We start from the raw sequence: 13981 nt of genomic DNA, 5'->3' as shown, positions 1-13981 counted from the left end.
TCAGTTCACTAGCAGAAATGCGGGAAGTACTGCATGATTACGTTTACTGGTTCAATCATATTAGAAGATCAAACAAACTAAAATACACGACCCCGATCAAATATCGAAATCGTGCATTGAGTCTTGCGTAATATTAAAATGTCTAACTTTTTAGTTGCACTTCAATTTCGGGGGGTCAGATCAATTGTTGGTCTTTAATTTGTTATTATTCAATGATTTCAATTACGTTGTTCGTACATACTTCAATAATATGTAATTCTATGCTTAATTGAAAGTTAGATAAACGTTTTTTCATAATGGTATAGTTTTATAATATTATTGTAATGGTAAATATGTTATTATTCTGGCTTTATCTTTAAGAATATAGCTCTTACATAAAGCAATACTTACCTCATTATGACTGTTATCAGTTTCAATTAAAGGTAGAAATAAGTACAGGTGCTTTAACTAAAACTAAATCATTTATTGCACGATGCTTTTTAAAAAGATAGGTATACTAATTATTTTTAATATTTAAATTAAAAGTTTTACTCTTTATTAGTAGATTATAGAATAAAAATATACAGAAGTAAATTATAACTAAATAATATATAAGCTTTTAAGTCCGTCTAGCTTTAGTTACATAAAGATTAATTCATTTTACATAATAATTAAGGCATGAGAAAAATACTGCTGAATAAAGATCAATAATTTCTATTTTTTATTGTGACATTAGCTGTCTTTAAGCGAAGATTGGAAAAGATAATAAACTTGTTATTTATTAATTTTTGCTTACTTAAAAGTAATAAATTATTGTCTAATTTTAAGTACTTCACCACTATTAATGGTTACAAGCTGGCCATGATTATTAAGAATCAAGTTTGCTTGGTTGTCGAGTCTGACAGCATCTCCTGTAATTGCTTTCTTTCCTGTTATAGCAGTTACTTTTTGTCCAAGCATTGACATGTTTTTTTCGTAATCATATAGAAATTGCTCTTGTGTAAAATTAGGTATAAATGACATGAGTTTTCTAACTAATTGGGCTACAAACTTGCAAAATTGTTCAGTGGTTGGAGGATAGTCTAATACATTAGTACTAGATGCTAACGCTTGTTCTAAATTAGGCTGATACAAGTTGCAACCAATACCAATTATAACTGTTTGAGTAGCAATCTTTTCGATCAAAATACCAGCGATTTTTTTCCCATGTAAGAGTAAATCGTTAACCCATTTGATATCGGAAATGGTATTAAATTGCTGGCGAATAGTTTGGTGAAGACACCACGCAGTTCCAGTAGTTAAAAGTCCTTGATTACTTGTTGTTAAGTGTGGCACTTTTGCAATAAGCGACAAATAAACGCCACCACTATTAGAAATAAAATAACGTTTTTGTTTGCCATAGCCATGTGTCTGGACATCACTACCAGCTAAAATAATACTTTGATATTGTTGTGCTTGAAAGTGCTGTTTAGCGTATGTGTTAGTAGAATCAACTTGCTTTAGCCATGTTACAGTAATTGGTAAGTCAGATAATTGATTGGCAATAAGATTTTGATTTTTTGAAATATTATTTTTAATCATGATTATTTTACCCTTGTTAAATAAATTTTGATATTCAAATAAATCTTTAAAATATTATATATCAAGCTTAGTTAAGAAGCAAAATTATAATAAATTGTAGTTAGTATAAAATATTTATGTGGAAAATAAAAAAACAGAAAAGAACTTTCTATTAAAATGTAATTTGAACAAGATTATATTCAGTGAGATTTTCTTCTATATGACTAGTTTATTACAAGACTTACAGTTTTTAATATACAATTTATCACGTAATACTAATAAAATGTTAATTAATGATCCCACTTTTGATAAGTTATTAGATTTATTTATGTAGCATCTGCCTAGTCGTAAAAAGCAATATTGAAGCAATGTGGATTTGTATTAAACAGACTTTATATGAGTAGCTAACTTTTAAATGAATATATTATCAAGACAAGAAATCTAAGCATTATTTCTTCTGGCTTGATCAAGCCATGAACTTAAAAATTATACCCGCAACTTTAAGGTAAAGAAGTTGCCGTATTATGAGCAGTTTCAAGCAAACTTTGGCGAAGTAGCTAAGACAAATTATTGAATCAAGGAATCATTAATGTTGGGCAGATATTAAATCCCTTTGAGCAAATAATTTAAAAAAGAAAACTATAAATAGCAGCAGGCAAGGATTAAAAATTTATATTATAAAAATTTGTAATTAAATTAAATAAAGTTGCAATTTAATTAAAAAACGTTATATGATATATTAAAATATATTTAGAAAGGTCGTGAATAATTATGTTAACTAATAAAGTGGAAAGCATTACTCCAAATAAAGTATCTGATAAATGTTAGTAATATTATATCTTATTTAACGGGTGAATTTACTGACTCTGAAATATTACACATGGTAAATCAGAAACTGTCCTCAAAAAAAATCAATAAACATTTTCTAAAAGATTTTTGTAATCAATTATTTTGCGATGGATTAATAGTATATAAGTCCTTGAAAAATAATTATGAACTATTAGATAGGGAAAATAATTATTTGAATATGTATCCTAATAAAAACAAATTTACTGATGAGTTTTTAAAAAAGCTAATGAATAAGCATATAACTGTTATTGGCTGTGGAGGATTAGGATCAAATTTACTTGAGCAATTATTTAGAATAGGTGTTCAAAATTATACTATAGTTGATTTTGACAAAGTAGAACCAGAAAACCTAGCCAATCAAGCAATTTTTACATCTAAAGATATTAATAAATCAAAGGTTGATGTTATTAAAAAATTTGGTAAAACTGTTAATCCTGCAATAAATATAAATAACATTAGCTTAAAAGTTGATCAGACTAATATTAACCAAGTAATTGCAGGGACAGATTTTGTTTTTTCGTGTGCTGATTATCCAAGTATAAAAAATGTATCACTGTTGGTTTCAAATGAATGCTTAAAAAAGGGAGTACCACATATTGTTGGTGGAGGTTATTCAGGACATGAGGCCTCTTTAGGAACTATGGTAATTCCTAAAAAAACATTTACGTGGAAAGATTATCTTGAAACATCAAAACTAGGACGAAACAAAAATCAGGAAATTATACCTCCTGTGGTGAACATGTCGTTTTTGCCAATAATAAAAATTATTGCTGCTATTCAGATAAATGAGTTTTTTAAATTGTTTAATAATAATGATAACTTGTTATTGATAAACTCTTTTAATGAGTTTGATATGAACTTGTATCAAATAAGAAAGACTATGATAAGAAAAGAGTCAACAGAATGATTTATGATTTTTCTATGTATTTGAGTGATCTAGATGATCAACGTCTTTTCCAAGTATTAAAAAAAAGTAATCAACTTGATTTGATTTGGAAAGAAATTTCTTTAATTAGACAAATTGAAATAAACGAAAAAAAAGAAAATATTCAAGACCTTGTGACAATTGCAAGTAAAGCCATGAAGTTTACTAATTTAAAAAACCAAGAGTCACTGAGCAAAAAATGGGCTAACTATATTTTGTTTCAAGAAACTGATGCTATATTTGTTTATTTATTTTCTCAGACAAAGTGTTTTCTAAAAAATAATTTAATTATTATAAATGAAGAAAAATTAAATGATATTAAGAGAGGAAATACGATAATTTTTAGTCCACATTGGGGAGATTTTTATTCTATACCAATAATATTGGCGAGTTTAAGAATTCAAAATGTTCCATTAGCTAATGGTGATGAAGGGGAGCATATGCGGTCCATTTTAGATGTAATGTTATCGAGCTTAAAAAAGCACATAACAGAAGTTTTAGACACATCTAACCCAGTTAATGCTCTTTTTAAGTTGGATAATTTATTAAAAAATTCAAAAAATATACTTGAATTTCCAGAATATACATTAGGTCCTAAACCCAAGTATCGTACTAAGTATTTAGATAATTTCTTTCCCGTAGCGTACGGATTAGCAGCCTTAGCTAAACGAAATAATTCAAATATACAACCAGTTACTTTTACAAGAATAGATGATTTTCCTCATTATGAATTAAGATTTTATTCCAAGATAAATATAAAAGATATGACAGTAGGACAGATTAATAATAATATTCACAGACTGATAAACAGTATAATAGTTAAGACTCCTGAAAAGTGGTGGTATTGGTATTTGTTTTCCAAAAATAGAATATCAATCAATTAAGTATTATATATTAATTTAATATACAACGGTGATAAAAATGAAAATAAAAAACATAATTAGATGGTTACCTAATTGGCTCGTATTTTCAATAATAATAACAACAATTATTTCATCATTTGATGGAGTAGTTTTGGCACAGGTACTTTCTTCTATAGCAAATTTTAATCATAACTCAACATTTTTAGAAGTAATGTTTTATGCTGTCAAAAGCTTTTCAGCAATGGCTATTGTGTATTTTTCAATGACTTTAAGAAAAATGTTAATAAATTTAGCAATAAAAAAGCTTAATGTAAAGCTCAAAAGTAATTTTATTTATGGGCAAATTAATACTTCAACTTTTAGTAGTGATACTGCGGATAATGTCTCAAAAATATTTAATGATTTTAAATTGGTTGAAACAGATTACTTTAGTCTGATGTTTGAAGTATTTGCGTCTTTGTTAATGGCATTAATCTCTGGAATTTATATTTTAAGTTTAAGCATACCTATTGGAATTTTGTTTATTTTATTTTCTTTATTACCTATGATAACTCCAAAGATTTTTGGTAAAAAATTAACTGCCACTTCTTCAAAGTGGCAGGAAGATAGTAGTAGATTTTTAAGTAAGGTAACTGATTTATTTAATGGAGCCAATACTATCAAAACTTATTTAGCTGAAAAGTATATGTACAATGATACAGATAAGTATTTAAATGAATCCGAAAATTCTTATTTACTTATGAATAACTGGCAAGCTGTTACTTTTTTTGTCGCTTCAATTCTTTCAGTTGTTAGTTATATTTTACCTATTGGTATTGGCTTGCTTTTAGTTATTCAAAGAAAGATATCTTCTGCAGCTTTGATTGGTATTTTTATGGCTAGTGACAGAGTCGTAGGTCCATTAGGAACAGTTTCAGAGTATCTTAGTAAGATAAAAACTACTCAAGAAATTCGAAAATCTTATAGTGAACATATGATTGAATTTAAAGCTCCTAAAAAAATATCGAAAGATATTAAGCCAAAAATTTGTTTTGAAAATGTTTATTTTACGTACTCAAATGGTAAACAGATTATCAATAATTTGAATTTAAATATTACTTTTGGAGAAAAAATTTTGATTACAGGAGCTTCTGGTGTTGGTAAATCGACAATACTTAATTTGATTCAGGGTTCTATTAAACCAAGTAGCGGAAAAATTTATTTGAGGGAAAAGAATAGTAAAATAAACAATATTCTCGAATCTGGTAGGATTGCTTATATAAGACAAAATCCCAACTTATTTAATGATACTTTGCGTTTTAATCTAACTTTAGGCGAGGATTTCTCAACTAAAGATTGTTTATTTGTTCTTGAAAAAGTAGGATTGATTAATGAACTAGGTAACGATGCTTTAAATAGATATTATGGTGAAAGTGGGAAAAACTTATCTGGTGGACAACGGCAGCGAATCGAAATTGCTAGAGCTCTTCTTTTTAATAAAAAAATTATTTTAATTGATGAAGCAACTTCTAGTTTAGATCCAAAAATGTCGGACAAAATAAATAAAATTATTCAAAATTTAGATTGTACAGTGATTGAGGTTGCTCATTATTATGACGATATTGAATTTAAACATGCACATTTTACACACTATGTACTTGAAAATAAAACTTTAAGATTAAATTGTTAAGTACAGTGAAAATCAAAAGTAAAAATATGAAGTATGTCAAGAATTAAGTATAAATTTTTTTGATGATAGTTAACACAAGTTTCACACTTAGGTTATTGATTAGGTTTTGATAGCAGTGTGGTCTTTACCAGTTAAACGGTTCTCTTGCACACTAGTCTCATTATGATTTTTTATATATAAACATTCTAACGTTAGTGATGGAGATGAGGCTAGCTCAATTTTGCCTTTACCACTTTTGTTTTGTGCTAAAGTGGGTTTGAGTTGTAAGCATTTTTTACGCTTTATCCTAATAGTAATTAACGTCGTTATAAAAATTGGCAGCTTCGTTATTTCCTTGCTTAAATCTGTTTGAAAAGTATTGGACACTTAGGGTCCATGTGTTGAAAAAGTGCATTAACAAGGAAGTCAGTTATATGAAATAAGTGATTGTCAAGCTAACTTTTTATTTTAGATCAAAAATTAATAACCAACAAGTTCATGTGTCAGGACACAATAACTGATAAGTAAATATTTGAGAGTATGCATAATTAATAGATTTGGGCTATATTAAATAATTGGACAGCTAGACAATATTGATAAACCCAGAAAAGACAACAAAGGTAAGTATATTTTAAATACGCAAACTATTGCTTATCAGTGCTTTGCTTTTTTGCTTTAAGGTAAAGAAAATTTCGTATATTATGAGCAGTCCCAAGCAAATTTTTACGGAAGCAGTTAAGACACGTTACTGGATTAGGGAATTATTAATAGCGGGCAGATATTAAAGCTATCTGAGCAAATAATTTAAAAATGAAAACTATAAACAGCAGCAGGTAAGGGCTGAAAGCTTATTATCCACAAAAATTTGGCACTAACTAAATTGTAGATCGGTATTTGACAGTTAGTCAAGATTGCAATATTATATTGCTGCAAAATACTTTGATAATTAAAGTATTTATAAAGAGGTTTATAAATAAACTAAGAACATTTTCAACTATAGGAAGTGATGCAATGAAAATTGATTTCAAACCAATTAGCAATATATTGATATCAGTATACAATGATATTATTCACGCTTAAGAATATGTGTTACGTTTAAGAATATGTGTTAGTTAATTTGCAGGCATTTCTTGAGTTTCCACTACATCCTTATAAAAAGTAAAAATGTTCAATAGGAGATAATTCCTATTGAACATTTTTTATTATTTTATTTTGTCTAGTTGAATTCTTTGCTTTTCTACTTCAGTCTGTTGAATATATTGATCTGTAGCAGAGATACCTGTATGTCCTAGTTGAGTTGCTACAGTCATAACATCTTTACTTTCATCGTAAAGTTCAGTGCCTAATGAGTGACGCAATTTATGGGGTGTTGTTCTATTTCCATCAGGAAAGGCAGTAGAATATTTGCTAACAAAGCATTCTACTGTATTCGTTGCAATACGCTTGGCTTTGCCGGCATATTTAGTTAAGAATAATGCTTGTTCTTTTTTTTCAGGGTTATAGCGCTGCTTTCTTATAGTTAAATAATCTTTAATATAGGGCATTGCCCAATCAGCAATTAATGGTGCATCTTTTTTATTTCCTTTTCGTATAACGATTATGCTTCGCTGAGTCACGTTTAAATCTTTTAAATTTAAATGCACAAGCTCTGATACTCTAATACCTGATCCTAACAATAAAGCTATAACGGCTACATCTCTTTCTTTGTTAAATAAAAAAGAAGAACGCTTTCTATTGCTTAATTCTTTTTCATAATCGTTTTTGATATAGCTTAACCACTCATGTTTTTTGCTTCCAGTGTAAAGCATAGGAGAAAATTTAGCATTACGATAAGAAATAGATTCACGTGATCCTTTTACCAAAGGGATTTTAAGCATTACATTTCGATAAAAGTAAGGCTCTCCATTTTTTAAATCCGCAGTAACAGTAAGGTAATGAAATAATGATCTAAGTGCATTGATTGTTCTATTAATTGTTTTTTTGCTGTCTCTTGTAGATTGTTTATTTTGCTTTACACTTAATTCTTTTAAGAACATTTGAATTTGAGCAGATTGAAGATGCTCTAAAGTAGATAATTGAATATCCTTATTGTTCTTTGCATTACTAATGTACCCCTTACCTGGATTTTCTACATCAGCAGGTGTAATTCTAAGCCAATCAAAGAATCGTCTGTATTCAGTTAAATATTGGTAAACAGTAGTCAAAGAAAGATTAGGTTGTTGTGAATAATAAAACACATAAATTGGTAAATTTTGTAATTCCTTATCAATTAATTTTGAATATTGTTTTGCATCCAAGTAGTTTCATCTCCAAATCTTTATATGTCTATTATAAATGATAATAAAGATGCTATAAAGGAAGTATAATACCATTTTAATTATTAAAGGTAGCAAACTTTGTTAGTTCATATTCTTTATCGTAGAGGTTCTTAAAACAATTACGACTTAAAAATGGGCATTATGTTATGACACATGGTTTTAATAAAAAAGACAAAAAACACCAATCAAAGAAATAAGTAAGGCAAAGAAAAGAAGATTGAATTTGAAAAGAGGTAAAAATTTATGAATATGCACGTGAACGTAGTATGCGTGATCCTGAATTTGCCAAAGAAGTTAGTCAAAATAATATAAATTTTGAAATTGCTGTTCAGGTAAGGAATTTACGAAGTAATCTTGGCTTAAGCCAAAGAGAATTTGCAAAACTAATAGATAAGCCACAATCAACAATTGTACGGATAAAGAGTGGTTCAATGAATACTTCCACAAAGTTATTGAGTAAAATTGCCCAAGCAACTAAGCAAAAGGTAAGGATAGGATAGAATTCATACCGTCTTAATATCAGCAAGTCTAAATACGTAAAAAAGAGAGCTTTAAGCTCTCTTTTTGTTTCGACTACCTAATAGTTTTTAAAAACAAATTAAGCCTGCTGTTAGATAAATTCAAATGGTAAATGACTGATAACAGGTAAGGTGTATGTTCCAGGACGCCAACGATTAATTAAATTGCGGTAAAGCTCTAATGATATTTCGTTTGACTAAAGCTGGTTTGAAAAATTTTTCTTAGGTAAGTATTGTGCTAAGTTATAAAGTTCTTGACAACTTCTCTTAGGTTGAATGATGGCTCTATTCAATGGATGCACGTAAACATCCCTCTAACTGCTTTTTAGTATTCTAGGATTAATGAAGTGGCTAGTGACTAAAAGACGCTAACTAATTTATTTGTTGTTTACACGTGTAATACGTGTTACAATTAAAAACGTAAGGAGGTAAGTATACATGCCACTTACAGGAAAGGAGATGCTCAAGCTATTACTCGAAAATGGCTGGATTGAACGTCGAGTTGCTGGCTCACATCATCATTTATATAAAGATGGTGTAAGAATAACGGTACCTATTCATGGCAATCAAGATCTTGGTAATGGCCTTGAGCGTAAAATTCTTAAGGAAGCAGGGCTTAAAAAGCCCTGAAATTTTACGCAAAGTTGATAATTTAATCACTTTGCGTTTTTCAAAGGAGAATGCTTTATGAGTAAAAAAACTAAGCTTTATTTAGTTTATCCTGCAATTTTTACACCAGAAACTAATGGCGGTTATTTAATCGAATTTCCTGACATTCAAGGTGCTTTTACTGGAATCAATACTGATAATATTTCTTATGGAATTGAGATGGCTGAGGAAGCACTAGGATTAACTTTGGCGGACTATATTGAAAGTGGTGACTCAATTAACTCTCCTTCAAAAATAGATAAGCTGAAAGTCCCGGATGGTTCTTTTGCAACTTTGATTAGAGCAAATGTATCAAAGTACTTAGACAACGATAAGTTGGTAAAAAAGACTTTAACCATTCCCCAGTGGGCTGATCGTAAAGCGAAAAAATTAAAATTGAATTTTTCATCTTTATTGACTAATGCAATTTTGCAAGAAAAATAATATTTATGTTTGGTTAATAGTCCTTGGAAGGTTATACCAATTTTTATAAAAGATTATGATCCTTATAACTTAAAAGATATTGTACTTTTTCGGAAAAAGGTTTCTACAGATTAAATATACAGAAGTAAGTTTATACCTTGCTTCTGTTTTTTGTTATGCTGAGAGAGCGATTCTAAGGCCTAGTTCATCTTTTTTGACTATTAATTAATAAACTTAGCCGTATATTTTGTTTTGATTAAACATCTTCAAATTTAAACTATGTAGAAAAAGATACTTTTTCTACATAGTATGCTAAAAGGTGCATTCTTACTGATAGTAAAATTTTGAGCTATTTAACTATGTAGAATAAATAAATATAATAGAATTATTCTACTTAATACGTTAAAATAACCATATAGCAAGGCTTTAAAAGATAACATAAAGTAAGGAACAAAAAATGCCGAGAAAACATAAAGATACACGACCAATTACGGACTCAATTATGCTAAAAAAGTTTTTAGACAAATTAAAAAGCGAAGGAGAAATGGGAGAAAGGAACTATGCCATTTTTCAGACAGGTAAAGTTACGTGCTTAAGAGTAAGTGATGTTTTGGCTTTAAAAAAAGATCAAGTTTTCGATAAGAGGGGCAGAGTAAAAAAAGAAGTCTTTACCAAAGATAAGAAAACAAAAAAGCAGAACAGACTATATCTCACTCCAGTAAGAGATGTATTGGAAGACTACTATGAGTGGTTGCAAGACTATGAAAAAAAGCATCCCTATAAAAAATTAGCATCTAGTGAATGGTTATTTCCAAGTTCAAGATACTTAGGTGAAAATAAGCCGATTGCAGAGAACACTTATTATCGTATCTGTCACAAAATTGGACTTAAATTAGGTGTTGATTGGATTGGTTCACATACTATGAGAAAGACTGGAGCATTCATTATTTACGAACAGACAGGACATAATATTGGTTTCGTATCTCACTTGTTGAATCATAGTAGCGAAGCAATGACTTTCAGATACTTAGGTTTTGAAGAAGAACGTAAGGAAGCATTACTAGATCAAATTAACTTTAATAGAGTTTAATTTTCTAAATTTATAAAGGCTCTTTTCATTCAAAAAAGGGCTTTTTTCTTTTGCTATTTTTAAGCATTCTGTGTCATTGTTAATTAAATTAACTGAACTTGGTCTTAAAATCGCCTTCTCAGCATCGAAAAAATTATGCTTTTAAAGATAAATATTTAATAATTCTTGGATGTTTAACTTTCGTTTTGGGCAAATAAATTTTTGTACAATTGAAAGTGAATCAGAAATTAATTATAGATCAGATGGAGAACAACATGAAAATTAACGAAATTAAAAACATGGTAGAAAAATTAGATGATATAACTTGTTACTCAGGATTAATCACAGTATATTATAAAGACCAAGCTGTATCCAATTTTACTTGTGGTAATTCTATGCAGGGACAATCAGATTTGATTTTTAACTTGCTACTACAATCTCAATTAAAAAAAGATTACCTATTTGAGAGAATAACTAGTGGCATTAAAGATATTTGCTATCGAAAAAATCCTGTAGAGAAAATTAATGAAGATTTTGATTATATTCAGCTTACTGATACTTTTACTCACATCGGTAAATATATGAATATTTCTAAAATTGAATCAATTGAAAAGGAACTTGAGGATTTAAATCTTAGTCTTAAGACTCTAAAAAAGAATGATGAAATTCTTGATTATACTTTATTTGTAAATTATGACAATAATACTATGTATTACGAATCATCATTCAATAATATATCTGAATATGCTAATTTAGTCTTTAGCTTTTGTTGTACTTATAATTTGGATCCTATTAAATATTTGGAAGCTATTGAAAAAAAAGCAAGAACGTTGCGGACACATTTATTATTTAGGAGTGCAGATTGGCGAAGCCAAACTAATTCCTTATTATTAAGATTATCTACTTTTGGCACTTATGATTGTGATAGGTCTCTAAGTGAACACAAAGTGGAACAAGACGTGATAGATGTTGCACAATACATTCAGAATGAGTCATATGATTGGCATTGCCTTTTCGTGGGTACTAGACACACCAATTTCTTATCTCTAACTTATTCAAATTATGATGATACTTTTAAAGGTCTCAAATCATTAAATCAAGCAATTTATACTAAATATCCAGAACAGTTACCTGGTGCAATTAAGTTCTATAATAAGTTCTTTGAAAATGTTAAAGGTGAAGAACTTAATTATTTCTTTTATCCAAGCCAAAAATGGGATGCCTTCTCCAATACAGTCTATTTAACAAAAAAAAATACAGTTAAAGAAAAAAAAGTTCTACCTATTGATAGTCTTATTCAAGAAAAGATCAATTATTCTAACATTCGTTGCTTATTTGCAGAAGCTGCTAATGGCCCTGCTCGGTTAGTTAGAGTAAGCACTGATGAAAAGCGCTCTGTTTCAAATTATTTCATACAATTACTTGGAACTTTATTAAGTGTATATCCCGATCATATTGATGATATTTCTAATTGGTCAGAGGTTTTAAAAGACCAATTTGGAAATCCTGATAGTTTTAATATGTAGGAAAATCTTGGAATATTATCAAGTACGATATAATATTTCAAGATAATCTAGGGTTACTATTGGATAAAAATTTTGTATAATAATCATGTGAATAAATTTTATTTTTATTCATTTAATTTTGCTTGATTTTTTGATTTATCATTAAGCGTTGGTGTTGAATTTCATTGTTGAAATTCGTCTATTGTTTATCACTATCGTAAGATATTTTTATTGTTTATCGCTAACTAAAATTAAGGTTTTAAGTATGTACTTAAAGCCTTTTTTGCGTTGAGTTAAATAAGAAAATTGAATACTACAAGTGAGGATCAGCATAACTGATCTTTTTTAGTATGGAGGTTTTATTATGATAAGACTTTAAAAAAGTTGTTTTAGATTAGATGATTGGATAAAATCAATATTTATTGTATTTTTTTGATTTTATCTTTCAATCAAATTATTGTTGTTTTAGAAGAATTAGTAATTATTTTATTATATTTGTTTATGATCAATTCACAAGATCAAAATTTTTTCGCTCAAAGAAAAAGTCCAGTTTAAATAACTGGGCTTTTTTATTTGATAAATATTAAAAATATTATAATACATCACCTGTTTTTAGTTTTTTTAAAATTTTTACATTTTATTCTAGCTAAAAAGCAAATGCTAAATTGTGACTAATTAGAAAGGAAAAACAGATGGAAGAAAAGACTTTAAATACGGCTATTATGGAATATAAAGAAATAAAGGAAAAGCTTCAAAGAATTCCTTTGAAGAAAGATTTATCTACTAGTTCTCAAACCATTATTATCAAAAAATATGGCTTATATCGTTACTTTTTACAGTCAATGGATGACTACAAGGTAGGTGTAATCAAACACTGTGATCGTGGAATTTCAACCATACAACTGATTTCAGAAATTCAAGACTTATATCATAGACTAGGTTATCCTCCTAAAGAAAATCAATATGAACATTCACGTACTGCAGCCAGAAGATTAGGTGGATCATGGAGGGCTGCCTTAAAAAGCTGTCACATAAATGCTACTTTTGTTGGAAATTCAATTATTAGCAAACAAGAGGTCATTTATAAAGGCAGAAAAGAAATTGAGAAGTATCATCGTATGCCAACTTGGAAAGAAATGTATAAAGATCATTTCCCAGCTAATCAAATAATGAAGTACTGGAAAGGTATTGATGATTTTGCTAAAGAATTTGATCTGCAGACGGAACGTGAAAATCGAAAAAAAAAGGTCGAAAAAGATATTATCTTAGCTGCTCAAAAATTAATCAAAGAACGTAAAACAATAAGCTTTAAAAATGTTGTTGCTGCATCCAATGATAAAAGCCTAACTATTTCACGTATTAATAATTTTTTGATCAACCAAAGTAATCAAAAGGTTATTAATCGTCCATCATTAACTGAATTTTTAGATAAAAAAGGCATAAAAATTGATTCAACTAAATCTCATCAAATAGTAATTGCTGGCAAAAAATATTCTAGTTGGTTAGAAGCCGAACAGAAAACAGGCATAAAAATTGGTACATTGCAAAATGAAGTGCAACTAAAAAGTTAGACATTTTAATATTATGCAAGACTCAATGCACGATTTCGATATTTGATCGGGGTCGTGTATTTTAGTTTGTTTGATCTTCTAATATGATTGAACCAGTAAACGTAA

The 13981-nt window shown here is 28.7% G+C and carries 13 protein-coding genes; 10 read left to right on the top strand and 3 right to left on the bottom strand.

Going from position 1 to position 13981, the window contains the following annotated elements; all coding sequences use genetic code 11:
* The coding region (locus AAA915_RS09175) for an IS3 family transposase (RefSeq protein WP_338201472.1) at positions 1-131 on the top strand (131 nt) is incomplete at its 5' end.
* Positions 132-789: 658 nt separating this feature from the next.
* Here AAA915_RS09175 and AAA915_RS09170 read toward each other — a convergent pair.
* Positions 790-1560, bottom strand: a complete 771-nt coding sequence (locus AAA915_RS09170) for a biotin--[acetyl-CoA-carboxylase] ligase (RefSeq protein ID WP_122026729.1) — start codon at positions 1558-1560, stop codon at positions 790-792.
* An 859-nt stretch (positions 1561-2419) separates the two neighbouring features.
* On the opposite strand from AAA915_RS09170, the gene AAA915_RS09165 reads away from it, so the two are divergent.
* Genes AAA915_RS09165 through AAA915_RS09155 form a run of 3 tightly spaced genes read left to right on the top strand, consistent with a single transcriptional unit; the run spans position 2420 to position 5845 of the window.
* Positions 2420-3295, top strand: a complete 876-nt coding sequence (locus AAA915_RS09165; protein ID WP_122052532.1) for a ThiF family adenylyltransferase — start codon at positions 2420-2422, stop codon at positions 3293-3295.
* The gene (locus AAA915_RS09160; RefSeq protein WP_338201872.1) at positions 3292-4197 is read left to right on the top strand and encodes an LpxL/LpxP family acyltransferase; all 906 of its coding nucleotides are present in this window, start codon (positions 3292-3294) and stop codon (positions 4195-4197) included. The genes AAA915_RS09165 and AAA915_RS09160 overlap by 4 nt, the downstream gene beginning before the upstream one ends.
* Positions 4198-4234: 37 nt before the next feature.
* Positions 4235-5845: an ATP-binding cassette domain-containing protein gene (locus tag AAA915_RS09155; RefSeq protein ID WP_081945380.1), complete on the top strand. Its 1611-nt coding sequence runs from the start codon at positions 4235-4237 to the stop codon at positions 5843-5845.
* A gap of 1181 nt (positions 5846-7026) precedes the next feature.
* On the opposite strand, the gene xerS is transcribed toward AAA915_RS09155, so the two are convergent.
* Positions 7027-8121, bottom strand: coding sequence for a tyrosine recombinase XerS (gene xerS, locus AAA915_RS09150; RefSeq protein ID WP_338201869.1), 1095 nt, complete (start codon positions 8119-8121; stop codon positions 7027-7029).
* Positions 8122-8408: 287 nt separating this feature from the next.
* Between xerS and AAA915_RS09145 the strand changes: the two genes are divergently transcribed.
* From AAA915_RS09145 to AAA915_RS09120, 6 genes are all read left to right on the top strand, one after another.
* Entirely contained in the window at positions 8409-8642 is a 234-nt protein-coding gene (locus AAA915_RS09145) for a helix-turn-helix domain-containing protein (protein WP_052060372.1), read from the top strand.
* Between the two features lie 456 nt (positions 8643-9098).
* On the top strand, positions 9099-9290 hold the full coding sequence (locus AAA915_RS09140; protein WP_034981274.1) for a type II toxin-antitoxin system HicA family toxin: 192 nt from the start codon (positions 9099-9101) through the stop codon (positions 9288-9290).
* A 57-nt stretch (positions 9291-9347) separates the two neighbouring features.
* Positions 9348-9752 (top strand): type II toxin-antitoxin system HicB family antitoxin, encoded by a 405-nt coding sequence (locus AAA915_RS09135; protein WP_034981271.1) that lies wholly within the window; start codon positions 9348-9350, stop codon positions 9750-9752.
* Between the two features lie 436 nt (positions 9753-10188).
* A complete protein-coding gene (locus tag AAA915_RS09130; protein ID WP_122052530.1) occupies positions 10189-10821 on the top strand; it encodes a tyrosine-type recombinase/integrase in 633 nt (210 codons plus the stop codon).
* A 254-nt stretch (positions 10822-11075) separates the two neighbouring features.
* Positions 11076-12326, top strand: coding sequence for a hypothetical protein (locus AAA915_RS09125; protein WP_338201862.1), 1251 nt, complete (start codon positions 11076-11078; stop codon positions 12324-12326).
* A 671-nt stretch (positions 12327-12997) separates the two neighbouring features.
* Complete coding sequence (locus tag AAA915_RS09120; RefSeq protein WP_034981263.1) at positions 12998-13876, top strand: homing endonuclease associated repeat-containing protein; 879 nt, start codon at positions 12998-13000, stop codon at positions 13874-13876.
* Between the two features lie 11 nt (positions 13877-13887).
* Here the strand turns inward: AAA915_RS09120 and AAA915_RS09115 are convergent.
* Positions 13888-13981: IS3 family transposase (locus AAA915_RS09115; RefSeq protein ID WP_147444110.1), on the bottom strand; the 94-nt coding region annotated here is incomplete at its 5' end.

Origin of the sequence: Lactobacillus rizhaonensis (assembly GCF_036246345.1) — a bacterium.
Lineage (GTDB): Bacteria > Bacillota > Bacilli > Lactobacillales > Lactobacillaceae > Lactobacillus > Lactobacillus rizhaonensis.
The sequence above is the reverse complement of the archived record's forward strand: the minus strand, read 5'-3'. Positions and strand labels throughout refer to the sequence as shown.